General features: G+C 62.6%; 28 protein-coding genes and 1 pseudogene. 13 read left to right on the plus strand and 16 right to left on the minus strand.

The genetic code is table 11. The annotated features are described in order from the left end of the window. Position 1: 1 nt before the first annotated feature. Together EV281_RS05305 and EV281_RS05310 are read right to left on the minus strand one after the other, a co-directional pair. Complete coding sequence (locus EV281_RS05305; RefSeq protein WP_165911837.1) at positions 2–1165, minus strand: M20 aminoacylase family protein; 1164 nt, start codon at positions 1163–1165, stop codon at positions 2–4. A gap of 293 nt (positions 1166–1458) precedes the next feature. Further along, positions 1459–1902 carry an Rrf2 family transcriptional regulator gene (locus EV281_RS05310; RefSeq protein WP_132651852.1) on the minus strand — a complete coding sequence of 148 codons (444 nt, stop codon included), beginning with the start codon at positions 1900–1902 and terminating at the stop codon, positions 1459–1461. A 90-nt stretch (positions 1903–1992) separates the two neighbouring features. On the opposite strand from EV281_RS05310, the gene EV281_RS05315 reads away from it, so the two are divergent. Beyond that, positions 1993–2910, plus strand: coding sequence for a DMT family transporter (locus EV281_RS05315; RefSeq protein WP_132651853.1), 918 nt, complete (start codon positions 1993–1995; stop codon positions 2908–2910). 119 nt (positions 2911–3029) lie between these two features. On the opposite strand, the gene EV281_RS05320 is transcribed toward EV281_RS05315, so the two are convergent. Further along, a complete protein-coding gene (locus tag EV281_RS05320; RefSeq protein ID WP_132652019.1) occupies positions 3030–3599 on the minus strand; it encodes a DUF308 domain-containing protein in 570 nt (189 codons plus the stop codon). A 147-nt stretch (positions 3600–3746) separates the two neighbouring features. Here EV281_RS05320 and EV281_RS05325 point away from each other — a divergent pair, with 147 nt between their 5' ends. The 3 genes from EV281_RS05325 (at position 3747) to EV281_RS05335 (ending at position 6944) form a co-directional block, all read left to right on the plus strand. After that, a complete protein-coding gene (locus EV281_RS05325) occupies positions 3747–4319 on the plus strand; it encodes a TetR/AcrR family transcriptional regulator (RefSeq protein ID WP_132651854.1) in 573 nt (190 codons plus the stop codon). Positions 4320–4445: 126 nt separating this feature from the next. Next, entirely contained in the window at positions 4446–4856 is a 411-nt protein-coding gene (locus EV281_RS05330; RefSeq protein WP_132651855.1) for a hypothetical protein, read from the plus strand. A gap of 282 nt (positions 4857–5138) precedes the next feature. Further along, complete coding sequence (locus EV281_RS05335) at positions 5139–6944, plus strand: heavy metal translocating P-type ATPase (RefSeq protein WP_245508231.1); 1806 nt, start codon at positions 5139–5141, stop codon at positions 6942–6944. Positions 6945–6965: 21 nt separating this feature from the next. On the opposite strand, the gene EV281_RS05340 is transcribed toward EV281_RS05335, so the two are convergent. The 5 genes from EV281_RS05340 to EV281_RS05360 form a co-directional block, all read right to left on the minus strand. Further along, entirely contained in the window at positions 6966–7439 is a 474-nt protein-coding gene (locus EV281_RS05340) for a nucleoside deaminase (protein WP_132651857.1), read from the minus strand. A gap of 493 nt (positions 7440–7932) precedes the next feature. Beyond that, on the minus strand, positions 7933–8769 hold the full coding sequence (locus tag EV281_RS05345; protein WP_132651858.1) for a universal stress protein: 837 nt from the start codon (positions 8767–8769) through the stop codon (positions 7933–7935). A 96-nt stretch (positions 8770–8865) separates the two neighbouring features. Continuing rightward, positions 8866–10128: a diaminopimelate decarboxylase gene (lysA, locus tag EV281_RS05350; RefSeq protein ID WP_132651859.1), complete on the minus strand. Its 1263-nt coding sequence runs from the start codon at positions 10126–10128 to the stop codon at positions 8866–8868. A 99-nt stretch (positions 10129–10227) separates the two neighbouring features. Next, positions 10228–11574 (minus strand): GAF domain-containing protein, encoded by a 1347-nt coding sequence (locus EV281_RS05355; protein ID WP_132651860.1) that lies wholly within the window; start codon positions 11572–11574, stop codon positions 10228–10230. Continuing rightward, complete coding sequence (locus EV281_RS05360) at positions 11571–12005, minus strand: hypothetical protein (protein WP_245508218.1); 435 nt, start codon at positions 12003–12005, stop codon at positions 11571–11573. The genes EV281_RS05355 and EV281_RS05360 overlap by 4 nt, the downstream gene beginning before the upstream one ends. 209 nt (positions 12006–12214) lie before the next feature. Between EV281_RS05360 and EV281_RS05365 the strand changes: the two genes are divergently transcribed. From EV281_RS05365 to EV281_RS05380, 3 genes are all read left to right on the plus strand, one after another. Beyond that, positions 12215–12922 (plus strand): hypothetical protein, encoded by a 708-nt coding sequence (locus EV281_RS05365; protein ID WP_132651862.1) that lies wholly within the window; start codon positions 12215–12217, stop codon positions 12920–12922. 667 nt (positions 12923–13589) lie between these two features. After that, positions 13590–13901: a metalloregulator ArsR/SmtB family transcription factor gene (locus tag EV281_RS05375; RefSeq protein WP_207896868.1), complete on the plus strand. Its 312-nt coding sequence runs from the start codon at positions 13590–13592 to the stop codon at positions 13899–13901. Positions 13902–13903: 2 nt separating this feature from the next. Further along, a complete protein-coding gene (locus EV281_RS05380; RefSeq protein WP_132651865.1) occupies positions 13904–14389 on the plus strand; it encodes an SRPBCC family protein in 486 nt (161 codons plus the stop codon). Positions 14390–14567: 178 nt separating this feature from the next. Here the strand turns inward: EV281_RS05380 and EV281_RS31405 are convergent, their stop codons facing one another. After that, complete coding sequence (locus tag EV281_RS31405; protein WP_132651866.1) at positions 14568–14996, minus strand: hypothetical protein; 429 nt, start codon at positions 14994–14996, stop codon at positions 14568–14570. A 305-nt stretch (positions 14997–15301) separates the two neighbouring features. Between EV281_RS31405 and EV281_RS05390 the strand changes: the two genes are divergently transcribed. Then, positions 15302–17773, plus strand: a complete 2472-nt coding sequence (locus EV281_RS05390) for an autotransporter domain-containing protein (RefSeq protein ID WP_165911838.1) — start codon at positions 15302–15304, stop codon at positions 17771–17773. 29 nt (positions 17774–17802) lie between these two features. After that, positions 17803–17949: a hypothetical protein gene (locus EV281_RS31045; protein WP_165911839.1), complete on the plus strand. Its 147-nt coding sequence runs from the start codon at positions 17803–17805 to the stop codon at positions 17947–17949. A gap of 197 nt (positions 17950–18146) precedes the next feature. Here the strand turns inward: EV281_RS31045 and arsK are convergent, their stop codons facing one another. Genes arsK through EV281_RS05420 form a run of 6 tightly spaced genes read right to left on the minus strand, consistent with a single transcriptional unit; the run spans position 18147 to position 21764 of the window. Further along, positions 18147–19319 carry an arsenite efflux MFS transporter ArsK gene (gene arsK / locus EV281_RS05395; RefSeq protein ID WP_132651868.1) on the minus strand — a complete coding sequence of 391 codons (1173 nt, stop codon included), beginning with the start codon at positions 19317–19319 and terminating at the stop codon, positions 18147–18149. After that, positions 19312–19740 carry an arsenate reductase (glutaredoxin) gene (arsC, locus tag EV281_RS05400; protein ID WP_132651869.1) on the minus strand — a complete coding sequence of 143 codons (429 nt, stop codon included), beginning with the start codon at positions 19738–19740 and terminating at the stop codon, positions 19312–19314. Before arsC ends, arsK begins: the two co-directional genes overlap by 8 nt. Further along, positions 19737–20441, minus strand: a complete 705-nt coding sequence (locus tag EV281_RS05405; protein WP_132651870.1) for an MIP/aquaporin family protein — start codon at positions 20439–20441, stop codon at positions 19737–19739. The genes arsC and EV281_RS05405 overlap by 4 nt, the downstream gene beginning before the upstream one ends. After that, entirely contained in the window at positions 20438–20881 is a 444-nt protein-coding gene (arsN2, locus tag EV281_RS05410) for an arsenic resistance N-acetyltransferase ArsN2 (protein WP_132651871.1), read from the minus strand. The genes EV281_RS05405 and arsN2 overlap by 4 nt, the downstream gene beginning before the upstream one ends. Continuing rightward, complete coding sequence (locus EV281_RS05415) at positions 20881–21411, minus strand: arsenate reductase ArsC (protein ID WP_132651872.1); 531 nt, start codon at positions 21409–21411, stop codon at positions 20881–20883. Before EV281_RS05415 ends, arsN2 begins: the two co-directional genes overlap by 1 nt. Beyond that, positions 21408–21764, minus strand: a complete 357-nt coding sequence (locus EV281_RS05420) for a metalloregulator ArsR/SmtB family transcription factor (protein ID WP_132651873.1) — start codon at positions 21762–21764, stop codon at positions 21408–21410. The genes EV281_RS05415 and EV281_RS05420 overlap by 4 nt, the downstream gene beginning before the upstream one ends. A gap of 42 nt (positions 21765–21806) precedes the next feature. On the opposite strand from EV281_RS05420, the pseudogene EV281_RS05425 reads away from it, so the two are divergent. Continuing rightward, positions 21807–22324 (plus strand): annotated as a pseudogene (locus EV281_RS05425) (DUF6428 family protein). 34 nt (positions 22325–22358) lie between these two features. On the opposite strand, the gene gcvA reads toward EV281_RS05425, so the two are convergent. Continuing rightward, the gene (gcvA, locus tag EV281_RS05430) at positions 22359–23246 is read right to left on the minus strand and encodes a transcriptional regulator GcvA (RefSeq protein WP_132651874.1); all 888 of its coding nucleotides are present in this window, start codon (positions 23244–23246) and stop codon (positions 22359–22361) included. Between the two features lie 136 nt (positions 23247–23382). Between gcvA and EV281_RS05435 the strand changes: the two genes are divergently transcribed. The 3 genes from EV281_RS05435 (at position 23383) to EV281_RS05445 (ending at position 24908) form a co-directional block, all read left to right on the plus strand. Further along, a complete protein-coding gene (locus EV281_RS05435; RefSeq protein ID WP_245508219.1) occupies positions 23383–23643 on the plus strand; it encodes a hypothetical protein in 261 nt (86 codons plus the stop codon). A gap of 12 nt (positions 23644–23655) precedes the next feature. Next, positions 23656–24108, plus strand: a complete 453-nt coding sequence (locus EV281_RS05440; RefSeq protein ID WP_132651875.1) for a VOC family protein — start codon at positions 23656–23658, stop codon at positions 24106–24108. 173 nt (positions 24109–24281) lie between these two features. Continuing rightward, complete coding sequence (locus EV281_RS05445) at positions 24282–24908, plus strand: cysteine hydrolase (protein WP_132651876.1); 627 nt, start codon at positions 24282–24284, stop codon at positions 24906–24908. Positions 24909–24930 lie beyond the last annotated feature (22 nt).

Raw genomic sequence — 24930 nt, forward strand, 5'->3', positions numbered from 1 at the left:
CCTACTTCCCGCCAAGCTCCTGCCCGACCAGCGACAGCCAATAGCGTACCCCATGCGCAATCGCCTTGTCGTTGAAATCATAGGCCGGGTGATGCAGGCCGGCGCTGTCTCCATTGCCGATGAGGATCATCGCGCCAGGCCGCTTTTCCAGCATATAGGAAAAATCCTCCGCGCCCATCGACGGCTCATAAGCCGCATCCACCTGGCCCTCGCCCGCCACGCGCCGAGCCGCAGCAACGACAGCTGACGTCCTGCCGGCGTCGTTGACCGTGACCGGATAGCCTGGCCGCCAGTCGATCTCGGCTTCGGTCTCGAAGAGCTTCGCAGTCCCATGCACGATGTCGCGGAACCGCTGCTCCACGGCCTTTCTCGTTTCCGTCTGCATGGTCCGGATCGTGCCGCCCAGGCGCACGGAGGCGGGAATGACGTTCAACGCCTTATCGTTGCCGGCTTCGCAGAAGGTGACGGAGACGACGACCGGATCGAACGGATCGGTGAAGCGCGAGGCGATCGATTGCAGCGCGGTTACCATATGGGCGCTGACGAGAACAGGATCGCGCGTCATGTTCGGCGAGGCCGCATGCCCGCCCTTGCCATTGATGGTGATGACGAAACGGTCGGCACCCGCCATGAACGGGCCCGCACGCGTGGCAAAGGAACCGATCTCCAGGCCCGGTTCGTTATGCATGCCGTAAACCTCGTCGATCCCGAAGCTTTCGAGCAGCCCCTCCTCGATCATCACCCGCGCACCGCCGCCGCCTTCTTCCGCCGGCTGGAAGATCAGCACGACCTTGCCGGCAAAATCCCTGTCTTCGATAAGGCATTTAGCGGTGGCAAGCAGCATGGCGGTGTGTCCGTCATGGCCGCAGGCATGCATGCGGTTGGCATTTCTGGAGGCATAAGGAAGATTGGTCTGCTCCGACATCGGCAGCGCATCCATGTCGCAGCGAAGCGCGATCGTCTTGCCGGGGCCCTTGGTGCCCTCGATGACGGCAACGACGCCGGTCTTCGCAAGTCCTGTCGTGACGTCATCGCAGCCGAATTCGGCAAGCTTGCCCGCCACGAAAGCCGCCGTCTCCGGCAGGTCGAAAAGCAGCTCCGGATTCTGGTGGATATGACGGCGCCAGCCCTTGGCCTCTTCGGCAACGGCTTCGATAGTGCTCATGATGGTATCCTCGTGATGGGTGGCCGGGCGCGGATGGTTGCGACGCGGCTGGGATGGAGTGGCGCGAGACTAGGCGCATGGCGGTGGTTTGCCAACGGGCAATGGTGGGTGGTGGGGCGAAGTGTCGGATGAGCCCAAGAGACCTCCACAAGGGGAGGAGCTAACCGGGCATCCGCCTCACTCCGTTCGAAACGTTGGGATTTTGAAAAGCTAGCGCGGAAGGTTAAGCCCCTCCCCCTTGTGGGGAGGGGTTTGGGGCGGGGTCTTTATTGACCAGCTCAGCAGCCTGCCCCTCAAATCCCCGAAATCGGCACCGGCTTCGGAATCCGCTTGAGAATATCCGCCAGCGCCGTCTTCGATAGCCGGCTAACCAGCAGTGCCTCTGCATCGTCGAGCGCCGCCTCCACGCTGCCGAGCAATGCGTGTTCGATGGCACAGCCTGGCGGGTTTTCCTCGCCCTCGATCTCCATGCGCAGGAACCGCTCGCCGAGCGCCGCATAGACATCGGCAAGCGTGATCTCTTCCGGCGGGCGCGCCAACAGCCAGCCGCCGGAATGGCCCTTTTCGGAGGACACGAGGCCGGCCTCCCGCAAGAGCCCGAGCGTCCGGCGCACGACCACGGGGTTGGTGCCGCTATGGTCGCCGATCTCGCCGGAGGTCAGCGGCCGCGCCGGGGTCAGTGCCGCCAGATGCGCCAGCGTGTGCAGCGCCAGGGAAAACCGGCTGTTTCGCTTCATGCAGGAAGATCCTCTAAATATGTAACTCTCAATGTTGCATGATTGACGCAACCTGTGTAGTTACATGATAACATCATCTGGAGGATTGTCATGGCCTCGATCGCAAACAGCCCGAAATCGCCGGCCGCAGTGCTGGCGGCACTCTTTTGCTTCAGCGCCGGCCCGGTCGGCTTCGCCATCCAGAAATACCTGACGGCCTGGTTCAGCCCGGCATCCATCATCGCTGTACAGATGACGATCGGCGCGGCCGCGCTCTGGGCGGTGATGCTGCTTCTGCCGTGGCAGCGCGTTTCGCTCTCCGACAGGCTGAAGCCCTTTGCCGTCGGCATCATCCATCCCGGTATCTTCATGATCACCTTCACCATGGCGAGCCGCAGCCTGGATGGCGTCACGCTGATCCTGCTCAGCGCCTTCATGCCTGCCGTCGTCGGCCTGGCAGCCCGGGTGTTCCTTGGGGAGCCGCTGAAGGCCACGACCTTTATCGGCATGGGCGTCGGTTTTGCCGGCCTGCTGCTCGTCATTTCCGAACGGCAGATGACGGGAGAAAGCTCGCTCGCAGGCTATGTCACGGCGCTGCTAGCGCTCTGCCTTGCTGCCTGCGGCCAGCTGCTGGGTCGGGCGCTGCACACCCGCTCGAGCGTGCCGTGGACTGTCGTGGCGACCATGCAGCTCACGGCAGCGGCTGTCGTCGCCTGGGTCGTTGCAATCGTGTCAGGCCTCGGGATCGGCGCCGATGATATCGGCGAGCACTGGATGGCGTTTTGCTATATCGGGCTTGTCGCCACTGCCGGCGGCTACTTCGCCTATAATTTCGCGCTGTCGAAGATGCCGGTGCTGCAGCTCGGGCTGATCTCCTCCATCGGCCCGGCAGCCGGCGCCGCGGCGGCGGCAGTGATCTTCGACAGTCCCTTCGGGGTGAGAACGGCGGGCGGCGTGGCGATGATCATCGCAGGAACCGCCCTTCCCGGCCTGCTTGCGCTGCTGCGGGCGCGATCTGCCGCCGGCTGAAAAGACGGGTGAAGCCCGAGCGCAGCCCGCGTCGGGCCCGCAGGCCCGGCCGGGTTTTATCGATCTCATGCAGCCCTTTGCGGACGCGGGCGTGCGGTTGCATGAGACGCAGCGGCAGACTAGCCGGTGCTTTTCACACCTGCCTTGCGATAGGCTGCAACCGTCATCCACACGGCCGACAGCAGGAAGTAGAAGGCACCGAACCCTGCGTAGGGCGCAATGTCGAGAATGCCGGGCGGCACGTCTGCGAACGAGCGGCTGATCATGAAAGCGCCGGCGAGCGTCGATTGTGCGCCGCTGAGGATCATCACCCATTGCGCACCATAGATGCGCCAGCGCCGTACGGCGGCGGAAAGCTGCAGCAGGCCGGAGAGAATGGCCCAGACGCCGAAGACGGCAAGCACCGCATAGGTGCTGTTGAGCGCGGCTAGGATGACCGCAAGCGTCGTGATCGTGCTGACGACGACGTTGAGCGACTGGGCGGGATTGGCCTTCAGGCCGCCATTGACCCTGGCATCGACGAGGTTCGCCACCGCATCCCAGGCCGGATAGATGACGAGCAGCACGGAGGCGAGTGCCGCCTGCCCGCTAACGAGAATGGCGGCGATGATCCAGCCGATCGAAAACAGCGCACGGACGAAATAATAGGATCGCAACCAGCTCGATTGCGGTGAGGTTTGACTTGCCATCATAGACTCCTTGGTTTGCCAACCTACTAGTAGGTAGACAAATTTAAAGAGTCAATCCGAGTGGGACTCCGACACCAACACAGGTTCGTGAAATCGGGCCAAATCCACGCGCTTGACAGCCTCCCTACCAGCAGGTAGGCCGGAGCTATGGAACAGACGACCTCGGAAAAAATCCTCGATGTGGCACAGTCTCTCGTCGTGGCGGGCGGTTATAACGGCTTCAGCTATGCCGATATTTCCGACGCGATCGGCATCCGCAAGGCGAGCATTCACCACCATTTCCCCACCAAGGCCGAACTGGTGCAGGTCCTTGTCGACCGGTATACGCAGCGCGCCGAGGCCGGCCTGAACGCGCTTCGCGAACACGTGCCAGACCCTGCCGAGCAACTGCAGGCCTATCTGGGCTACTGGCAGAAATGCATCCTCGATGCGACGGAGCCTTTCTGCGTCTGCGCCATGCTCGCCTGCGAAATGCAGATGCTGCCCGACACCGTGGCATCACACGTGCGACGGCATTTCGAGAACCTGACCGAGTGGCTGACATCGGTGCTGAAAGCCGGCGCCGAGCAGAAACTCTTCCGGTTGAACGGTTCGCCCGAGGGGGAAGCGCAGATCCTGATGGCGATCGTCCACGGCGCCATGCTATCGGCCCGCGCGCTTGGCGAGCCCGCCCTCTTTGCCGCAATCGTCGGCCCGCAGGTCGCCAGGCTCAAGGCCTAGAAGCACTCAAGGGATAGAAGCGACCGTTTCGCGGCCGCGGGGCAGTCGGCGTATCAGGGAAATTTGACCTGGAGCAATGACGACGGCGGAGATGATGCGACGATAGCCATATCAGGAGGTATAGGCATGACAATCGCTTCATCGCTGCGGCAATGCTCCGCCGACATCATCAACGGATTTCATACTCTGGCGGACAGGCACCGTCGTCGCAGCGAATTATGGGCGCTACCTCCGGAAGAACGCCAACGTGTCGCCGACGAGCTCCGCCTGACGGCAACCCAGCTGGAGAGGCTGGTTGCAGCCGGCCCGAAGGCATCCGTCGAAATGGAAAGGCTGATGGCCGCTCTCGGCATCGAGGTCCTGAAGGTGGAGGCTGGCTTCCCGCACCTGATGAACGACTTTCAAGCGACCTGCGCGCAATGCAATGCGAAAAGGGCCTGCCGCCGGGCGCTCGCCGACGGCAATGCACCGGAGCGGATGCAAGCCTTCTGTCCGAATGCCGACGAATTGTTCGCACTCTCGGAACGTCTGGCATAGAGCTCGAAACCAATGCGGATTCGCCAGAGAGTTCTCGGCCTGCGCCAGTAAAACCGAGGGAAACACCCGATCCGCTCCTGAGGAGTCGGCCCGGCCCGGGAGAGCTCTAGGAGAAATCCTGTGATTGTGCCAAATTCCTGCACGCATAGCGGGCGCCGGGCCACGAGTTCAAGCACCGGCGCGGAGCGCCCGACGGGAAATGGGAGGCGTGCGGCCATGAGCGTTCTGGACGAATCAAAGGTTCAGCCCCGAATTCGCAGTCTCGGTGAACCACGCGCATGGATGCCCGACATCGGCCTGCGCTCGACCGTCATGGCGGCGGCAGCAGTGCTGGGTCTGGCGGGCGCTTTCGTGCTTTTCCTCTTGGATTTGAGATCTGCGAGCCGGCTTGCGCTTGCGGCTAGCACCGGCGTTGCCCTTGCCTTCCTGTTGATCGACATCGTCGACAAGCTCAGGAACGGTGATTTTGGTCTCGATCTGATCGCCGCCCTCGCCATGGGCTCGACCCTCTGGTTCGGGGAATATCTGGCCGGGGCGATCGTTGCCCTCATGTATGCCGGCGGCCAGTTTCTGGAAGCCTATGCGCATCGGCGCGCCGACGAAGGCATGTCGGCCCTCCTGGCGCAGGTGCCGCGAACGGCCCTTCGCCTCCTGGAAGACGGGCTGGAGGAAGTCCCCATTCCCGATATCGCGATCGGCGATATGCTGATGATCCGCAGGGGCGATGTCGTGCCGGCGGATGGCACGCTGATCTCGGAGAATGCATCGATCGATCAATCCGTCCTGACCGGCGAAGCCTTTCCGGTGCACCTCGCCAAGGGCGCGCGGATCGAGAGCGGCGCGACGAACGCGGGAGACGCGATAGAGCTCCGGGTGGAAAGCCGTGCCGAAGACAGCACCTATTCCGGTATCGTCAAGCTGGTCGAGGCATCCCGGCAGTCCAAGGCGCGGATAGCGCGTCTTGCCGATCGATACGCAATCGCCTTTCTCCTCCTGACGCTGGCAATCGCGGCCGGCGCCGCCATCCTGTCTGGTGATATGGCCCGGATCGTCGCGGTTCTCGTCGTCGCAACCCCGTGCCCGCTCATCCTTGCCGTTCCCGTCGCCCTTGCGGCCGGAACCTCGAAGGCGGCAAAGGTTGGCGTACTGGTGAAAGGCGCAGGTCCGCTGGAAGTGCTGGCCGACGCCTCCGTCGCGGTCTTTGACAAGACCGGCACGCTGACGGCGGGCGATCCCGAAGTCGTCTCGATCGAAGCGCCTGTAGGCCAGGACAGGCTCCTGCGTCTCGCCGCCTCGCTCGATCAGGCCTCGTCGCATGTCGTCGGCCGCGCGATCGTCAAGGAGGCACAGAGGCGCGGACTGCTGCTGTCGCGGCCGACGGACGTATCGGAGCTTGCAGGCGCCGGCATTTCCGGACTTGTCGACGGCATCAGGGTGAGCGTCGGCGGCGACAATTACTTTACCCCGGATGGCAAGCCCTCTCGCCCTGCCGGAAAGAAAGGCAGGATGCAGGCAAAGGTCTTCTTCGACGGAGAGCTTGCCGGCGAAATCGGCTTCGAAGATCGCTTGCGCGACGATGCCATCGCGCTCGTCGGTAAACTGCGGAAGATCGGTTTCGGCCGCATCGTGCTTGCGAGCGGCGACGAACGCAGCGTCGCCGCCGCCATTGCCGGCTCGCTGTCGCTGGATGCGGTCGAGGCGCGGCTCTCGCCCGTCGAGAAAGTCCAGGTCATCACCAGGGAACGCGCCGCAGGAAGGGTCATGATGGTCGGCGACGGCGTCAACGACGCTCCGGCGCTCGCCGCCGCCGATGTTGGCATTGCCGTCGGTGCTACCAATCTCGCGGCTGCGGCAGAAGCGGCCGATATCGTCCTGATCCGCAATGATTTGAACAGGATCGCCGCCGCGATAGATATCGCGAGACGTTCGCGCGCCATCGCCGTCCAGAGTATTTTCGCCGGCATCGGCCTCTCGCTCGTCGCCATGATCTTTGCCGGCGCCGGCCTCCTGCCGCCGGTCACCGGCGCCATGCTGCAGGAAGTGATCGATGTGGCCGTGATCCTGAATGCGCTCAGGGCGCTGCGCTAGCCAACCGATATGTCTTAGACTCTAGGCCCTGCCCAAATGTTTCGGCCAGAATTCCTGGTGGACTGCGGCGGCCTCCTCTTCGAGGTTCGTCGGCCCGTCGACGGTGACGATGCGCGCGCCGGTTTGCAGCACCGCCCGGCTCGGTACGTTCAACCCGATCCCGGCGATCTCGCCAAGCCGCGTTTCGGAACATGCAAACACCATGCGCCCGATGCCCGACCAGTAAATCGCCCCGGAGCACATGGCGCACGGCTCCGTGCTGGTATAGAGCGTGCAGTCGGCCAGAAATACGGTGTCGTACTGCTGTGCCGCCAGTTTGATCAGATTCAGCTCGGCGTGGTTCGTCATATCGTGGCCGGTGAAGACGCTGTTTTCGGCGCGCAGGATGACCTCCCCGTCCCTCACCAGCAGCGCGCCAAACGGTTCGTCGCCGTGTTCCATCGCAGATTTCGAGAGCGCAATCGCCTCGCGTAAAAACGGCTCGTGATTGTCCATCAGCCTCTCTCCCCAAGAGCCAAAGCCGGATGATTTTGTCTTAGATCCGGCAGATTTCCAAGGGGCTGCAAATGAGGTCCAGGTCGGCTATCCATATCGCCGCTCGCCCGCCTTCCTCTTTTCCGTCCACCGTTCAGACCTTAGTCCGTATCAGGCAGGCGCGTTTGCGCGCATGATCCGCAGCTGGATCGCAACGCCGGGGAGGAAATTGTGATCTACGAAAGGCGTAGCGTAATCGACAGTCCGAAAGAACGGACGCGCTTCGAGAAGGATGCGGCCGACGCCCTGAACAGGCATTACCGGTGCCCGATCGCTATCTGGTTTTCCTGGCAGCCGGGTCGGAAGCCCAATACCATCGATCTGCGGGCCACTCCGCAGGTTCTGGGGCAATCCGAGGGTCAGGGGCCGAGGGGAATTCCGTAATTTGAAACGTGCTGGGGAATGGGCAGGCCGCGATCCACCCGATCGCGGCCTTTAGTCTCGACGGCCCCGCTCAATGGGCGAGGAACAGCGGCAGCTGGCACTCCTCGATCATCCTGCGGGTGACGCCGCCGAACAGACTCTGCTGCCATCTTGGATGATTGTAGGCCCCCATGACGATAAGGTCCGAGCCCATATCCACCGCGTGCCTGACGATGATCTGGTCGGGGCTCTTGCCTTCGCCCGAAAGACGATCGACCTGGACCTTGACGCCATGGCGGGCAAGGTAGGCTGCAATATCGGCTCCCGGCTCCTCGCCGTTGACCGCCATGCGCGCTTCCGGATCGACCATCGTCACATGCACGATCTCGGCCTTCTGCAGAAGATCGAGCGACTCGCGGGCAGCGCGCGCTGCCTCGTCGCTGGAATCCCAGGCCAGCACTATATTTTTCGGTGAGGTGACGCTTGCCTTTCGCCCGCGGTTGATCACGATCGGCGTCGGCGTCTGGAAAAGCGCGCCGTCGAAGATCCGCTTCTTAAGGCCTGTATCCTCGACCACGTCAGGGCCGAGCAGCACGATATCGGCATAAAGCGCACGCTCGGCAAAATCCTGATCGGCCCACGCATATTCCGTGTAGAGATCCTGCACCTCGAACGAGAGATCGCTCTGGGAAAGTGTCTCCTTGATTTTCGCGGCCGTCCCGATGAGATCCTCGATCTGCCGCTGCCGCTGATCGATCCAGACGGTCGAGAGCGCGGCGTCATATTCCCCCAGCATCGGCGGCGCGCCGATGGAAACGGCAAGCGCGGTCAGATGGGCTCCCTGGGCCGCGCACAAGTCTGCCGCGCCTTTCAGATCCTGCTCGAATTTGCTGCTCTTGAGGATGCTCAAAACTGTCTTGATGGCCATGATGGCTGCCTCCGTGATTGGATGTCGCAACATTAGCAATCCGGCCGGCTGCGGTCTTTGACCCGTATCAAGATCGTCCGTGCAGCACCAGGACCGTCAGAGCGGTCCCGGATCGGCCTCGAGCGCGAGCAGCTGCTCGATCGACTGACGCTTGCGGATGAGCGTGAGCTTGCCCGCATCCAGCATAACCTCCGGCGCCAGCGGCCGCGAGTTGTAATTTGAAGACATGGTCGCGCCATAGGCGCCGGTATCGCGCAGAATAGCGAAATCGCCGACCTTCGGCAGCGCAAGCTCGCGGAACTCGACAAAACCGCCATCCTGCTGGGTGAAGACATCGCCCGCTTCGCAGAGCGGCCCGGCAACGGCAATAGGCGAAAGCGGCCCGGCGACCGGCGCTCCCTCGGGCGTCACGAAGACGATGTCGTGATGGCTGCCATAGAGGATCGGCCGGGCGAGATCGTTGAAGCCCGCGTCGATCAGGACGAAATGCTTGTCGGCGACTGTCTTGACCGCACGAACCTCGGCGACGAGAACCCCGGCATTGCCGACGAGATAGCGGCCCGGCTCAAGTTCGAGCCGCAGAGGCCCGCCGGTGATCTTTTCGGCCTCCAGCCGCGTCCTGTTCCACGCGTCATAATATTCCGCGATATCGATCTCCGGCTCGCCCTGTCGATAGGGAAGCGAGAGCCCGCCGCCGGCCGAGATGGCCTTGAGCGGCCGGTTGGCGCGGCGCACGGCATCCAGCATGCTGTGGCAGACGCGATGCAGATGCCGGTAATCGACCCCCGAGCCGATATGCATGTGAAGGCCGATCAGGGTGAGCCCGTATTCATCGACGAGACGCAGGCTGTCCTCGAATTCCTCATGCCAGATGCCGTGCTTGCTCGATGGCCCGCCCGTATTGGTCTTCCGGTTATGGCCATGGCCGAAACCCGGATTGATGCGAAGCCAGACCGGATGGCCCCGCCCTGCCCGTCCGATCTGGCGGATCATGTCGGGCGAACCGCAATTGACTGGGATCTTCAGCGCGACGACGCGCGCCAGCGTCTCCTCGTCGATGATATCGGCGGTAAAGACGATCTCATGCGCATCCGTTCCCGGCACGTAGCCTGCCCGGAGCGCCCGTTCGATCTCGCCGAACGATACGGCGTCGACCGCGACGCCCATGGAGCGCAGGAGCCGCAGGATGTGCGTGTTGCTATTGGCCTTCTGGGCAAAACGTACGCACTCGAACATCGACAATTGCCGGACCCGCTCCCGGATCGACTCGGCCTCATAGAGCCAGAGCGGCGTGCCCACGGCCCGGACGGAGGTGAGCGCGGCATCGATCAGCTCGGATCGCAGAAATTCTGGTCTCATCGGAAAATTGTCTTCTGTCAGGAATGGAGGACCCCGTGTTTATGACATTCCCGGCTGTCGAGAAACCACAATTTCCTTTGCGAGGTCGTGCACCTCCGCTCACTCTTCCACCACCTCGATCTCCGGCCGCCCCGCGAGCGTCAGCCTTAACCGCCCCCGGTCGGCGCGTTCGAGCATGATCGGGCCTGCCTTTTCCTCCAGCCGCCGGCGCAGGAGGATCAGCCGGGTTTCCAGATTATCCTTGAAGTCGGGCAGCTGCAGGCGCCGGTCGCGGCGGATCTCGCGGTTCTGAAAATCCTGCTTGCCGGTGCGCACATAGTCTTCGAGGAAATGCAGCAGCAGCCGGCCCGGCACGCCGCGGATGAGATAGTCGTCATCGACGAAGAGCGAGCCGTCACGCGGATAGAAGCGCACGGCGATGCGCCGGCCGGCAGGCCCGCTTCCGGTCTGGCCGGCCGGCGCGTCGGCCTTTTCCCGCCCGTTCGTCTCCGCCCGCTCGCGTTCCTCGGACAGGAAGGAGAGCGCAGTGGCGAGATGCGCCGCGATCACGTTCAGCGCTTCCTCGTCCCGATGGCGGAAGGTGAACCGCTCGGTCGATTCCGAAAACAGCACGCCGACGAGCCTGCCCCGCGCCACGAGCGGCAGCGCGATCTGGCTGAGCGGCTTGTCGAGGGCCGGAAGCGGAATCGGCGCCGCGTCCTCGACACCCGCCATCGCCCGCACCGCCTGTACGTAGCGCTGGCCGCGGCTGAGATCGGTGATCCGCACATTGCGCCGCCGCTCGGCCGCAACGCCGATAATGCCGCGCCCGGCCGGAACCTCGGCGCCGAAGCCGAACTGGTCGTAGCCCCGGCTGGCGATCGTCGTCAGGCCGCCGCGTTCTCCGTCCGGCACCAGCACCATGGAATGGCTGTAGCCGAAAAGCTCGCCCAAGCCCTCGAGCGTGGCGTCGAGCAGCGTTTCAGGATCGCTGCAATCAGATATGCGTGCCGTCAGGCGCGCCACCTTGCCCATCAGATCGGGCAGAAAGAGCGGCTCCGGCTCGACCAGCGGATGGGCTGCCGGCACGGCCTGGCAGTCTTCGACCCGATAAATGTCGACGGCGCGCAGCTTCATGATCCCGCTCATCCGGCTTTCCAGGATCGCCAGATGGATCGCCACTCGCTCGAATGTCTCGCCCTCAGTCTCCGAGCGTTCGAAGGTCAGGTCGAGCACGTGCTGCTGGCCGCTATAGCCATCGACCACCATCACGGTCGCAAGCCCGTTGCGCGCCACATTGGCGGCGGTTTTCGAGAAGAACTGGTTGGAGAGCGCCACATGCGTCTCGTCGACGTAATGCACGTGCGAAAGGTAGGAAATATTCGGCATTCCGTCGGCATCGGTGGTGGCGATGACGGAAGGAATGACGCCCTCGAAACTGTCCCGCAGCCTTTCGAGCGGAATCATGCAGCAGCTTCCGGCGTCAGCCTACGTCCGGCGCCCGGCCCCGGCGTCTGCTCGAAGATCGCCTGCGGCTCGATCGTCAGGCAGACGAGGTCCTGGTCCGACAGCGTGCTGGAAAGCTGCATGCGGGTAACCCCGAGCGCCATCATCCGCGCCAACTGCTCTGCGACATAGGCCTCGCCCCGTGCCCGGTGGGCCTCATCAGCCGGCCCTGCCTCTAAGATCCGGCCCTTGATCTGGCAGGCCTTGTAATCGGTGGCCCGTACATAGGTCGTGGCAATCGGCCGGCCCACCAGCGCTTCGCCGACCGCTCTCGGCCATTGGCTGCGGGAGGCGAGAAAGTGGAGGTGCCCGCTCTGCCGGTCGACGCGCACCCCCGAGCCCCGGCCAATCATCGGCCGGCCGGCTTCGTCGCGCGTCGCAAACAGTATCATGACGGGACTTTCTATAAATTCCACCAGTTCCGGCCCGAGCAATGCTTCTCTCCACGATACCAGGCGATGATAGTTAGTTAGGATATTCTTAGCAATCGTTCCAATTGCTTAGGATGGTTTTAGGAAGCGCCTCGCAAAGGCCTCGGCTATCTCCCGCTCATCAGCCCGGCGCACGGAAAGAGACGCCGGCCAACGAGAGGAAAACCATTATGAGCCACGAATTCTCGCTTACCAGCATCCCCGATCTCAACGGCCGTTACGACATTTACGGCGCTGTTCATAAGGGCCTGCGCAAGGCCGGCTGCGACCTGCTCGGACGCCTCGGCACGGCCGATTTCCAGAACGTTGAGGAGACGGTCTTCCTGATCGGCGACCTGCGCCATTACCTGATGCTTGCCGCCTCCCACGTCACGCACGAAGACGACAACATCCATACGGCGCTGGCCGACAAGGGCGTCTCGACCGTCACGCTGGACGAGCAGCACGACGATCATCGCACCGCCTTCCGCGAACTGGAGGAATTGATCGTCGCCTGGGAAAACGCCTGGCCGCTGCACAAGGCGGCTTGCGGCCGCAAGCTTTATCTCGCCTTTGCAGCCTATATCGCCGATGACTTCGCGCATATGCATGAGGAAGAGGCGGTGACCGGCCCTCTCCTGTGGCGCAACTTCACCGACGACGAAATGCTCGGCATCGAGATGCGCATCATCGGCTCGCTGCCGCCGGAAAAAAGCATGGCCTTCATGCGCATCATGATCCCGGCGATCAATCCGGCGGAGCGCGCGGCGATGCTCGGCGCCATGAAGCGGAATGCGCCGCCGGAAATCTTCCAGGCCGTCATCGACTTCGCCGTCCGTCCGGGGCTTTCGGCCGGCGACTTCGCCAAGCTTGCCGACGCCCTGAAGCTGGCGGCCTGAACGGCAGCAAGTGTGCGCCGGTGAAGACGGCTACGGGCGGAGGATCGAGGCTCCGCCCGTAGCATCGCCGAAACTTCCGGAGAAGAACCATGTGCAAACCAAACGGCGAGGCCGGCATCCCGGCCGACTGTCCGCGCCGCGGCGATTGTCGCGGCTGTTCGCGTGCTGCTGATTTCTGGGATGGCCTGCTGGAGGATCGAAAGGCATCCGAGTCCCCGCCTTTTCCCTCGTCCCTGCGCCCGCGCCCGCAGCTGGCCACGGCGCCTTATAAGCGCGCCTTGCCGGCGGGATAAATCCAGCTGCACAACCTTGCTTAGGACACCGACATCCCCCGAACTTCCCTCATCCATGTGCTCGTCACAGGGATCCAGCCTGCCCAAGTCCTGGGCAGGAGAGACTATTTTGATTGCTGCTGGTGGTGCGTCATTGACCGCGCCGACGCGCGGTGGCTGGCTTCCTGTGACATCCCTCGCGCTCGCGCGAGGACACAGGATGACGGAGGTTGGGGCCTGCGCCACATTACTGGCACCCTGTTCTACATTCCTGCCAGCGCCCTCACCGCGCCAATCACCGCCAGCCCATGCAAACCACTCCAATCACGTTATCGCCACCCCGCCTGCTCCCCATTGACATCCCGAACGCGTTAGTCTAAACGAACGCGTTAATGATGACTTACCCGAACAACGGCTGGACAGCCCTGGCCGAGCCGATGAGGCGTGCGATCCTCGAACGGCTCGTCGAGCAGCCGTGTTCGGTCGGAGACATAGCAAGTGCGCTGCCGATCAGCCGGCCGGCGGTATCGCAGCACCTCAAGGTTCTGAAGCAGGTCGGGCTCGTGGTCGATACGCCCGCCGGCAAGCATCGCATCTACCGCATCGATCCCGCGGGATTGGAGGCGCTTCGCGCCGAACTCGACAGCTTCTGGAGCAAGACACTGGCGGCCTACAAGGCTGCCGTGGAAAAACCACCGGAGACGTGAAAATGAGTGCAGACCCGTCCGCAACATCCATCACCCATTCCGTCACTGTCGAAGCGCCGATCGAGCGTGCATTCAAGGTGTTCACCGAGAATTTCGGTGATTTCAAACCGAGAGAGCACAATCTGCTCGCCGTCGCCATCGCGGAGACGGTGTTCGAGCCCCGCGTCGGCGGCTTTCTTTATGATCGCGGCGTCGATGGCAGCGAGTGCCGCTGGGCGCGCGTGCTCGCCTACGAGCCGCCGCACCGCGTTGTGCTGAGCTGGGACATCAGCCCGCGATGGCAGCTCGAAACGGATCCGGAAAAGACCAGCGAATGGGAGGCGCGCTTCATCGCCGAGGCGGCCAATCGCACCAGGGTCGAAATCCAGCACCGCAAGCTCGATCGCCACGGCGACGGCTGGGAAGCCGTGCGCGGCGGCGTGGGTGGAGATCAGGGCTGGCCGCTCTACCTGCGGCGCTATGCCGAGCTCATATCGCGCCAAGCCTGAAGATCTGATTCAAAGGAGCTCGTCGATCTATACAGCTGCCGCCAGCCTGCTGGCGGTCGGCCTGCACATATCGACAGGCTGACGCCCGCGCTGCCGGTCGAAAACCGGCAAGCGCCCGCCTTGCCCGCGGCAGGGGCGGACACCGCCTCTGCCTCCCGTCGTATTCTACTTTCTGAGTTTACTGGCAGTTCGGCCGTATCTGTGCGGACGAATCCGATCCGGGAAGTCCCGCCGACGGGCCGGTGCCGGACATGCCGTTGCAATCGGGTGTTCCACGGCTCATCCCATTGCCGGTCCCGGACAGGCCGCGCACGTTAGGATTCGTGGTGTTCGGGTTGGGCACGATACTGTTGGTGGTGTTTGTGTCCGGCGCCATCGTATTGCCGATGCCCGTACCAGTTCCAGTTCCAGTTCCGGTTCCAGTGCCCGTGCCGTTCCCTGCCCCGACGCCACCGGAGGTCCCGGGCGCGATCACAGTGCCTCCGGAGGCGCCGCCTGTGCTGCTTCCCGCACCGCCCGCGCCACCGCCGACACCCGTCGACTGCGCCATCGCCGAAGTGGAAAGCCCGATAGAAAGGATGGATACCGTGATGAGCTTCTGAAGCATGAATACCTCCATGTGCTTCATTGGTTTCATCAGGGAAAACTTGAGGCACAGCGCGAGGTTCCGCTCATCACGAATAAGTTTCGACCTTGTCGATATGCCTGTTCTGATGCGTGGAAGACATTTCCTCAGACGTCCTTTGCGTGTAAAGAATTTTCGTTTTCCTAAGATTTCTAAAACCACTGCGAGCTTTTTTCATGGCAACGTCCCTGTCCCACCGTCCTGCGCCAACGTTTCGGGGATCGTTTGGGACGCCGAAAACCGGTGGAAGCCACTGGAGTCACAGGTTGTTTCCCGGCAGGACGTCCATGCGCCAGTTCATGTTCGGCCCGCTTTCCCTGATTCTTCTCTCTGTCGTCGCGCTGCTGGCCGCGGCGACCGCTTCGGCGCAAGCCGCCCCTGTCGTTGCCGCCGTTTCGGTCCCTGCGAATGGATATTACAGGGCTGGTGACAACCTGACCTTTATGGTCCATTTCAGCGAGAACGTAACGGTCACCGGCACACCGAGCCTTTCAGTGGTGATCGGCAGCTCGTCGCGTGCGGCAAACTATTTAGGAGGAAGCGGCACGAGTGCCCTTGCGTTCGGATACACAGTTCAGCCCGGCGACATGGACCTGGACGGCGTGTCGCTCGGGGCCATGATCAACCTGAACGGCGGCACGATCGAAAATGCCGGAGGTGAAGCGGCCGACACCACGCTTAATAACGTCGCTTCGACGAGCAATGTCTTCGTCAACACGCAGCAGCCCAGCGTCGCGGCCGCCGTCCTCGGCAATCCGCCCTCAAACGCGACGCAGGTGACGTTCCAAATCGTCTTTTCGGAGGCCGTGACCGGCTTCACATTGAGCGACATGGTCCTGACCGCGACAGGAACCGCAAGCGCCACACTGACCTCGCTCCAGACCTCCGACAACATCACGTATACGGTTCTCGCCCAGGCCATTTCCGGTTCAGGCACACTCCGTCTCGATGTCCCCGCAAATTCGGCTCAAAACAATGCGGGCAACGGCAACCTGGCAGCGGCCTCCGCGCCCTGGACCGTCGGCGCCTCATCCAATGCCGATCTGTCGCAGCTGCAGCCCAGCCAGGGCAGCCTCAGCCCGGCTTTCAGCGCGAATACGCTGTCCTATTCGATCTCGGTGCCCCACAACGTAACCGCCATCACCTTGACACCCGTCGTCTCCGAGCCGAACGCGACCGTCACGGTCAACGGTTCACCCGTCGCTTCCGGCAGTGCCAGCATGTCCGTTTCCCTTGCGGTGGGTTCCACGGCGATCCCTGTCGTCGTCACCGCACAGGATGGCACGATGAAGACCTATAATGTCGATGTCATCAGGTCCGCTCTGGGGGTCACGGCAGCGTCCCGCACGGTCACGGTGATGGCGGGAACGACGGTCGCAGTCGATCTGACGGCGGGCGCGACCGGGGCGCCCTTCACCGCAGCCGCGCTCACCTTCCTGCCGAACCCGGAAGCAGGAAAGCTGTATTTCGACGCGGCGCAGAAGCGGCTCTCCTTCACGGCGAGCCCTTCGTTCGCAGGCTCGACACAGGTCGGTTTTACGCTTTCGAATGCGTCCGGAACGTCGGCGCAGGCGACGATCACATTTGCCGTTGCCGCCCGTCCCGATCCGACTGAGGATTCCGATGTGATCGGCCTTCTCAATGCACAGGCGGATGCCGCCAGGGACTTTGCCCAATATCAGACGCGCAACTTCAACAACCGTTTGGAGCAGCTGCACGATGAAGGCGAGCGACAGCGCCGGTCATTCGATATCCGCCTCGGGCTTCGCCGCTCCGACAACGGCGGCTCCAGTGGCGGCCCCAATGGCGGCCCCAATGGCGGCATTGCCAATGCCGAGCGCCAGTTCGGCTGGCCGGGCGGCAGCGCCCCCGATCTTGTCAATCCCGCCCTATCCCGCCGGCAAGGCGACAGCACGGGGATACAGGGGATGGATCCCGGACCCTTTGCAGTCTGGTCCGGAGGCTTCGTCGATTTCGCGGATACCGGCAATAGCGGTCCGGATATCGGCTCGACCACGGTCGGCGTGAGCGCCGGCGTCGATTACCGATTCTCCGATCGCTTCGTCGCCGGCTTCGGCCTCGGCTACGGGCATGACAAGAGCGATGTCGGAGATGACGGCACGGAAAGCCGTGGCGCCGCTTATAGCGCTGCGATCTACGGCTCCTTCAAAGCCGCCGATAACCTGTTCCTCGACGGCCTGGTCGGCGCAAGCCGGCTTGATTTCGATTCAAGCCGCTACATCAGCTCATCAGGGGATTTTGCCGAGGCCACCAGGGACGGACGGCAGATGTTCGCCTCCCTCACAGCAGCTTACGAATTCCGTAACAGAACCTGGCTCGTCTCTCCCTATGGCCGATTCGAGCTGTCCAGATCATGGCTCGACGGGTTCACCGAGAGCGGCGGGGGCATCTACGACCTGACCTACGGCAATCAGACTGTCGATACGGCCGCGGGCGTCATTGGCCTGCGCCTGAGCTACACACTCATGACGGACTGGGGAATGCTGACGCCGGGCGCGCGGGCGGAATATACCCATGATTTCGCCGGTTCCAGCCGGATGCAGCTCGGATATGCCGATACCGGCACTCTTCCCTACGAATTCGAAGCGGAGGACTCGGGGGATGACTATGCGTCGCTCGGGCTCTCGCTCGATGCGGCCCTCCTGAACAATTGGGCAGTCGGCGTGGAATACCGCGCTTCCATCGGCAGCGGCAGGCAGGACCATGCCGTCGGCATCCGGGTCAGCAGCCAATTCTAGCGGATTCCTGCTGTGCAAAACCGTGGTCAATGGCAGAGCGCAGCCATGCGCGGGCGTCCTTGGATCGCCCGAGGGCGGCGATCTTCGATCGAGAGAATGTCGATCAGGTCAGCAAGTCTGAAACGGTGCTCGACGCCGCCGACATCGATATAGATTTCGCCGCCGCTGATGTGTAAGCCTACGGCAACGAAGTTTCTTTCTTCACCCTCATCCAATACAGATACTATAAACAGAGGTCCCTCCCTCTCTCGTGTATCTCCCTAGATAATGTAAATCGGTGAATGCTTTATTATTAGCAGTTAATAATGACTTATATTCAATATATTGCTATAATTCAATATGCAGCGGGACAGACACGCGCCTGGAACAGGCATTACAATACCGCTATTGACATCAAGGCGATGATGGAAAGTCCGCCAAGCGCGGCGGTGATGCCGAGCGACGACATGATGCCCAGATTCTCCATCGCAAAAGCCAGCACGAAGGGCGCAAGCGCCGACAGGATCAGTCGCGCCGCCATCATCTTGCCCTGCAGCTTGCCGTAACCTTCACTGCCGAAGAGATTGAGCGGCAGAGTACCGGTAACGATGCTGAGCAGACCGTTGCCCATGCCGAAAATGACAGCAAAGATCATCGCCCCCGGTACGGATGGGGCCGAGAAGAGAAGCACCAGCACGCCGCCCGGAATGAGCATCGCCGCGATGACGGCGAGATGGAGCGGCGGCAGGTTCTTGCCGAAGATCATGTTGATCAGGCGGCTGCTGACTTGTGAGGGCCCGAACAGCGTGCCGACGAGGGCGGCGGTCGCGCCAAGCCCGAGACCTGAGAGCAGCGGCACCAGATGCACCAGGACGGCGGAGCTCGAAAGCGACATGAGCGAAAAGCCGGTGACCATGATGGCAAAGCCCAGCCGGCGCCGCTGAGGCGGCAAACGTCCCTCCACGCGCGGGGCGGCGGTCGACGCGGCTGCTCGGCGCATGCTGCCGCCATGCGATAGCCAGGCATGGATCGGCAGGCAGATCGTAAGATTGAGAGCGGCGAAGACAAGATAGACGTTCTGCCAGTTCAGATGCGCATGCAGGGCCGTGGTGATCGGCCAGAAGATCGTCGAGGCGAAGCCGGCAATCAGCGTCAGATAGGTGATGCTGCGCGAAGCGACCTGTGGGCGGATTTGCACAAGCAGGGCGAAGGCCGCACCATACTGGACGAGATTGGCAGCGACTTCGACAGCGATCAATGCGACGACGTAAGCTGCCCTGTTGGGGGCGAAGGCACAGGCAGTCAGAGCGGCCGCCGCCGCAAAGGAGCCTGAAGTCATCACCCTGCCCGCCCCGATCCTGTCGAACAGCACACCCAGCCAGGGCGCCGTGAGGCCGCCGATGAGAAGTGCGGCAGACAGCGCGCCGAAGACCCATTCGCTCGACCACGCAAATTGCGCGGCCATGTCGGGGGCTAGGATGCTGAAGCTGTAATAGAGGGTGCCGTAGCCGATGATCTGCGTGATGCCGAGCGCAAGCACGGCAAGAAGCGGCACCCGTTCAGACAAGGCGTTTGCCTTCGGCGTCCAGAACCTGCTCGCCGTCTTCTTTGGCAAACGGACCTTTATGCGTATCAGGCAGGATATCCAGAACAAGCTCCGAAGGCCGGGCCAGCCGGGTGCCGAGCGGCGAGATGACGAAGGGCCGGTTGATCAGGATCGGTTCTTTCAACATCGCGTCCAGCAGCTGATCGTCGCTCAGGTCCGGATTGTCGAGCCCGCGTTCGGCATAAGGTGTCCCCTTCTCGCGGATTGCCTCGCGAACGCTCAAACCGGCATCGGCGATCATTTTCATCAGCTCGTCGCGCGATGGCGGGTTTTTCAGATATTCGATGATTTCGGGCTCAATGCCGGCATTGCGGATCATCGCAAGCGTATTGCGCGACGTGCCGCAGTCCGGGTTGTGATAGATAGTGACGTTCATGCTCATGGGGTGGGTTCCGTCTCAGCGAGAGTTTGAGGATTTCGTTCTTCCATCAGCAGCCATCCGGCAAGCATCAGCGCCAGCAATGCGCCGACGAGTTCCGCGACGATGAAGCCCGGCAGGTCGACCGGGCGGATGCCGGAAAACGTATCCGTCAGCGAACGTGCAATCGCGACGGCCGGATTGGCGAATGAGGTAGAAGCGGTAAACCAGTAGGCAGCGGTGATATAGAGTGCCACCAGCCACGGCACGGCATCCTGCCGGAAACGAATGCCGGCGAGAATGGTGAAGACGAGGCCGAAACTTGCTGTCGCTTCGGCCAGCCACTGACCGCCGCCGGTACGCACGGTGGACGATACCTGAAACAGCGTCAAATCGAACATCGCATGGGCGAGAAGCGTGCCGATGATGCCGCCGACAATCTGCGCGATCCCATAGGCCACGGCGTCGCCGGCAAGGAGCGAGCGGCGCAGGGCGAATATGAGTGTCACGACCGGATTGAAATGCGCGCCGGAAATCGGCCCGAGCAGCGTGATCAGGACGACAAGGATCGCGCCTGTCGGGATAGTGTTGCCGAGCAATGCCATCGCCGTGTCATCCGTAAGCTTGTCGCTCATGATGCCCGACCCGACGACCGTTGCGACCAGCAACAGAGTGCCGAGGGCCTCGGCGGCCAGTCGCCGCGATAGAGGAAATAAGTCGCTCATGCCGCCAGGCTCCGCATCATCAGGGCGGCCGATGCTGGGCACAGGCTTGCGGCTTGCCGCGTCGTCAGAATGGCGGCCGGGGCTTCATCGCGGGCGATCGCCCGGAAGCCGAGCGACTGGAAGAAGGGAGCGGCCGACTCCGTCAGCAGATAGGCGGCGCCAGCGCCCTTCCCGCGGGCTTCATCGAGCAGGCCAAGGGTGATGGCATGGCCGAAGCCGAAACCTTGCCGATCAGGCAGGACGACGATGGAACGCAGCAATGCTGCCTCGCCACAAAGTTCCAGTCCGCCGAAGCCGACCGTCTCGCCCTCGCGCGAAAACCGGAAGAAGCTTCGGCCGGCATCCGAGAGATCATCGACCGGAAGCCCGGCGCCGGCGAGCGCCGCGCGCAGGCCGGCGTCATGGCCTTCCACAGCCTGTTGGTGAAGGGCGACGTCCATCAGCTTGCCTTTGGCTGAATCACGCTGGCGCCGTCCATCATGCCTATCTGGCGCAGATGCGATTCCAGCGCCAGCTTGTCGATAGACGCAATCGGCAGGCTGAGAAAGGCCATGATGCGGTTCTTGAGGAAGCGGGCTGCCTGGGCGAAGGCGCGCCCCTTCTCCAATTCGCTGCCCTCGACGGCGGCGGGGTCTTCGATGCCCCAATGGGCCGTCACCGGATGGCCGATCCAGACGGGACAGGCCTCGCCTGCGGCGCTATCACAGACAGTGAAGATGAAGTCCATTTCCGGCGCGCCCGGTACGGCGAACTCGTCCCAGCTTTTCGAGCGGAAGCCCTCTGTCGGATAGCCGAGCAATGCGAGTTCCTTCAGCGCCAGCAGATTGACCTCGCCCTTCGGCTGGCTGCCGGCGGAATAGGCCTTGAACCAGCCCTTGCCCTCCGCATTGAGAATGGATTCAGCCAGAATCGAGCGGGCCGAATTGCCGGTGCAGAGAAAGAGCACGTTATAGATGCGATCGGTGGTCATTGCAGTTTCTCCTCCATTTTGGGGGCGCAGCAGGCCGCAACCTCCGCGGCAGGCGCACAGATTTCCGGATGGCCCACGCAGCAGTCTTCCATCAGGAAGCGCACGAGACCGCCGAGCGCTTCGTAATTCGCCGTGTAGATGATCGACCGGGATTCCCGCTGCTGGGCGATCAGCCCGGAGCGCTCGAGTTCCTTCAGATGGAAGGAGACGTTTGACGGGGACACCTCGGCCTTTTCGGCAATCGCGCCTGCGGCCAGGCCGTCAGGCCCGGCGACGACCAGCATACGGATAATGTGCAATCGGGTTTCCTGGGAGAGCGCACCGAATGCGATGAGGGCTTGACGCTGGTCCATATTTCAACAATCCTTGAATCGTTGAAATGAGGAATAACGCAGATGAACGCGATCGACAACAGCAAAATGCAGAAGGAAGACATCGCCCTCGGCGAGCTCATGACCATTCTCGCCGGCTTTAGGATTCGCCGCTGATCTTTTATTGTGATGGCCGCCCGGTGAAGCCGGGCTATCACGTCACCGAAGTCAAGGCCGGACAGTTCCGGGCGCTCGATTGCGGCGCCAATCCGGAAGCCTGGAGCGAGATCTTCATTCAGCTTTGGGATATCGAAGAGGATGACCGCACCCATATGTCGTCAGGCAAATTCCACGCGATCATTCGCAAGGTCACCGAGCATGTGAAACTCGACGATACGGCCAAGCTCACATTTGAAGTCAGCGACGGCGCGCGGCCGATGCAGCTGTATTGCGCGGCAATGCCGGTACTGCGCGCCGGCGCCGTGCATGTCGAACTTTCCCCGCGTGCCGCAAGCTGCAAGCCGCGTGACCGGTGGCTTGCCGAGCAGGCACAGGCTGCCGCCTGCTGCGGGCCTGCGACTTCCGCCAGGTGCTGTGGCTAGACGCAGAGCCTTCCCTCCGGCCGGAAGGCGAGCCCTATCCTTCCGCCATTTCGCTGAACAGCCAATCGCGGAATGCCCTGACTTTCCTCTGCCTCAGGGCGCCCTCAGGATAGACGACGTAATATTTCCATCTGGACTTCAGGCCGAGATCAAAGGGGCGTATGAGGCGCCCTGCCGCAAGGTCGGCGGAGACGAGCGCGCTTCTGCCGAGCAGCACGCCCTCGCCGTGCACGGCAGCCTCGACGGCGTAAGCGGCGGAATCGAACCTCAAGCCGCCGCTGGGATCGACATCATCAAGGCCGGCGGCCTGGAGCCAGGTCGCCCAGTCGATGCGGAAATTATCATGGATGAGCCGGTGAAACTTCAGATCCGCCGGCGACCGCAGAGGATGCTCGCCCTCAGCCAGTTCCGGGCTGCAGACAGGAAAGACCTCTTCATCGGCAAGGAACTCCGACACGACGCCTTCATAGTCGCCTGCGCCGAAGCGGATCGCGATATCGATCCCGTCCCGCAGGAAATCCGCAAACAGGCCTGATGTCGAGAGCCGCACGTCGATGTCGCGGTGCGAGCGGTGGAACCGATTGAGCCGCGGCACGAGCCAGCGGCCGGCAAAACCATCCGATGTGCTGACGTTAAGGATACCGGACGAGCGCGGCGCCGCGGCGGCGACCGTCGCAGCGCCGATCCGATCGAGCGCAGCACCGATGTCGGCGGCATAGGCGGCCCCGGCCGGCGTAAGCTGAACGGACCGGGTTCCTCTCTCGAAGAGCCGCGTGCCGAGCTGCTCTTCGAGATTGCGGATGGCGCGGCTGACGGCCCCATGCGTCACATGGAGTTCGGCTGCGGCCTTCGTAAAGCTCAGATGGCGGGCCGCGGCGTCGAAAGCGGGGAGCGTGGTGAGCGGGGGAAGTCGGCGTGCCATCGTCTTACCTGTGAGTGTTACTCATAAATACTGCAGGAATATTCGGTTGTCGTCCAGCCCTGATCAGCGCAACTTCACCTTATAGACGAGGCCATCAAGCCCCCGAAAGAAGGACACGAAGCAACTGGAGGTTCCTGTGACTATCTCTCATACTTATGACGGACCATGCATCGCCCCGGCACCCCTGCGTCGGCCCGCCGCGAACATGACAGGGCTCATCGCCGCGATCCGCGAGCGAGCCGCACACCTGTTTGCAGCCCTGCAACAGCAGTGGACGATGCAGCGAATTGCCCGTTTTTCCGATCATCGGCTGCACGACATCGGCTTCGAGCGCGATTGGGACGGGTCCGTCAATTGGACCCAGGGCCGATCGATAGCGGCTCGCTGCGGTCGCTGAAGGAGAAGCGGAATGAAAGTCTATCCCCATCTCTGGTTCGCATCCGAGGCCGAGGAAGCGATGAAGTTTTACACGTCCGTCTTCAAGGACTCGAAGGTCGTCGGCCATATCGATCTTCCCGATCCCGAGTTATCGGTCGTCCGTTTCGAGTTGGCCGGCCTGCCTGTGGCCGCCCTCAACGCCCACTCGCGCGTGCCCTATAACGAGGCCTTTTCCTTCCTCATCGAGACCGGCGACCAGCCTGAAACCGACTATTACTGGAATGCCCTGACATCAGGTGGCGGCAAGGAGCAGCCATGCGGATGGCTGACGGACAAGTTCGGTGTCTACTGGCAGGTCACGCCGACGGCCTTGCTGCAGATGATCGCTGATCCGGACAAGGAGAAGGCGGGCCGCGTGCTGCAGGCAATGTACAAGATGAAGAAGATCGTCATCGCCGACCTCGAGCGCGCCTACCGCGGCTAGCTGCCGCGTGATCCATATTCCGGATTGGCGGCGGAGCCTTGCGGTCATGTGCCGATCAAAGACTGGCGAGCCGCCGATTGCAGCGATTGCAGCATGCGAGCATCGGATCGCTGTTCAAATGGCGGCCCGTGCCCTAACTAAAGGCGGTCACCATTGTCCGGAATATCGAGCCCATGACGATACCCACGACACTTGCAGACTGGCTTTCTCCTGATCGTACCGCCCTGCTGGTCTACGACATGCAGGTCGGCATTGCCCGACAGGTTCCGGGAGCGGAGGAAACGAGCCGTCGCATCGCCGACATCATCGCCGCCGCCAGAGGTGCGGGAATGCGGATTGCCTTCTGCCGCCATCTTTCGCTGCCGAAATCCTGGATGGGGCTCTTTGCAACCCGCATGGCCATGGCATGGCAGCGCACCGATGATCCCGATGATGTAAAGCCCTGGTTCCTGCGCGGCAGTGATGCCGTTCAAATCATTCCGGAGCTCCAGCCCCAAGAGCAGGATTTCGTCTTTGATAAGCTCGGCATGTCGGCTTTCGAGGGAACGCCGCTGGAACTCGCCGTGCGGGATGCCGGCCTTTCGGCGCTCGCCATCTGCGGCATTGCGATGGAGATCGGCATAGAGCCGACCTGCCGCCACGCCGCCGATCTCGGCATCGTGCCGATCCTGATCGAAGATGCCTGCGGCTATGGAGATGCGGACGCCGCCAGACGCTCCGTCGACTCCCTTCGCTTCATGGGCGACACGATCCTGTCGAACACGCAGGAATTCCTGTCGGCGGTCGCTCGCCCAAAGTAGGGCCAGCCCAACGCGGAGTTCC

It is taken from the genome of Rhizobium sp. BK418, assembly GCF_004341105.1.
In the GTDB taxonomy this organism is placed as follows: Bacteria; Pseudomonadota; Alphaproteobacteria; order Rhizobiales; family Rhizobiaceae; genus Rhizobium.

Bases quoted from the DNA above. Each gene is read 5' to 3' on its own strand.
- EV281_RS05305 (WP_165911837.1), bottom strand. From the start codon at position 1,165: ATGAGCACTATCGAAGCCGTTGCCGAAGAGGCCAAGGGCTGGCGCCGT.
- EV281_RS05310 (WP_132651852.1), bottom strand. From the start codon at position 1,902: ATGAAGCGAAACAGCCGGTTTTCCCTGGCGCTGCACACGCTGGCGCAT.
- EV281_RS05315 (WP_132651853.1), top strand. From the start codon at position 1,993: ATGGCCTCGATCGCAAACAGCCCGAAATCGCCGGCCGCAGTGCTGGCG.
- EV281_RS05320 (WP_132652019.1), bottom strand. From the start codon at position 3,599: ATGGCAAGTCAAACCTCACCGCAATCGAGCTGGTTGCGATCCTATTAT.
- EV281_RS05325 (WP_132651854.1), top strand. From the start codon at position 3,747: ATGGAACAGACGACCTCGGAAAAAATCCTCGATGTGGCACAGTCTCTC.
- EV281_RS05330 (WP_132651855.1), top strand. From the start codon at position 4,446: ATGACAATCGCTTCATCGCTGCGGCAATGCTCCGCCGACATCATCAAC.
- EV281_RS05335 (WP_245508231.1), top strand. From the start codon at position 5,139: ATGCCCGACATCGGCCTGCGCTCGACCGTCATGGCGGCGGCAGCAGTG.
- EV281_RS05340 (WP_132651857.1), bottom strand. From the start codon at position 7,439: ATGGACAATCACGAGCCGTTTTTACGCGAGGCGATTGCGCTCTCGAAA.
- EV281_RS05345 (WP_132651858.1), bottom strand. From the start codon at position 8,769: ATGGCCATCAAGACAGTTTTGAGCATCCTCAAGAGCAGCAAATTCGAG.
- lysA (WP_132651859.1), bottom strand. From the start codon at position 10,128: ATGAGACCAGAATTTCTGCGATCCGAGCTGATCGATGCCGCGCTCACC.
- EV281_RS05355 (WP_132651860.1), bottom strand. From the start codon at position 11,574: ATGATTCCGCTCGAAAGGCTGCGGGACAGTTTCGAGGGCGTCATTCCT.
- EV281_RS05360 (WP_245508218.1), bottom strand. From the start codon at position 12,005: ATGATACTGTTTGCGACGCGCGACGAAGCCGGCCGGCCGATGATTGGC.
- EV281_RS05365 (WP_132651862.1), top strand. From the start codon at position 12,215: ATGAGCCACGAATTCTCGCTTACCAGCATCCCCGATCTCAACGGCCGT.
- EV281_RS05375 (WP_207896868.1), top strand. From the start codon at position 13,590: ATGACTTACCCGAACAACGGCTGGACAGCCCTGGCCGAGCCGATGAGG.
- EV281_RS05380 (WP_132651865.1), top strand. From the start codon at position 13,904: ATGAGTGCAGACCCGTCCGCAACATCCATCACCCATTCCGTCACTGTC.
- EV281_RS31405 (WP_132651866.1), bottom strand. From the start codon at position 14,996: ATGCTTCAGAAGCTCATCACGGTATCCATCCTTTCTATCGGGCTTTCC.
- EV281_RS05390 (WP_165911838.1), top strand. From the start codon at position 15,302: ATGCGCCAGTTCATGTTCGGCCCGCTTTCCCTGATTCTTCTCTCTGTC.
- EV281_RS31045 (WP_165911839.1), top strand. From the start codon at position 17,803: ATGGCAGAGCGCAGCCATGCGCGGGCGTCCTTGGATCGCCCGAGGGCG.
- arsC (WP_132651869.1), bottom strand. From the start codon at position 19,740: ATGAGCATGAACGTCACTATCTATCACAACCCGGACTGCGGCACGTCG.
- EV281_RS05405 (WP_132651870.1), bottom strand. From the start codon at position 20,441: ATGAGCGACTTATTTCCTCTATCGCGGCGACTGGCCGCCGAGGCCCTC.
- arsN2 (WP_132651871.1), bottom strand. From the start codon at position 20,881: ATGGACGTCGCCCTTCACCAACAGGCTGTGGAAGGCCATGACGCCGGC.
- EV281_RS05415 (WP_132651872.1), bottom strand. From the start codon at position 21,411: ATGACCACCGATCGCATCTATAACGTGCTCTTTCTCTGCACCGGCAAT.
- EV281_RS05420 (WP_132651873.1), bottom strand. From the start codon at position 21,764: ATGGACCAGCGTCAAGCCCTCATCGCATTCGGTGCGCTCTCCCAGGAA.
- gcvA (WP_132651874.1), bottom strand. From the start codon at position 23,246: ATGGCACGCCGACTTCCCCCGCTCACCACGCTCCCCGCTTTCGACGCC.
- EV281_RS05440 (WP_132651875.1), top strand. From the start codon at position 23,656: ATGAAAGTCTATCCCCATCTCTGGTTCGCATCCGAGGCCGAGGAAGCG.
- EV281_RS05445 (WP_132651876.1), top strand. From the start codon at position 24,282: ATGACGATACCCACGACACTTGCAGACTGGCTTTCTCCTGATCGTACC.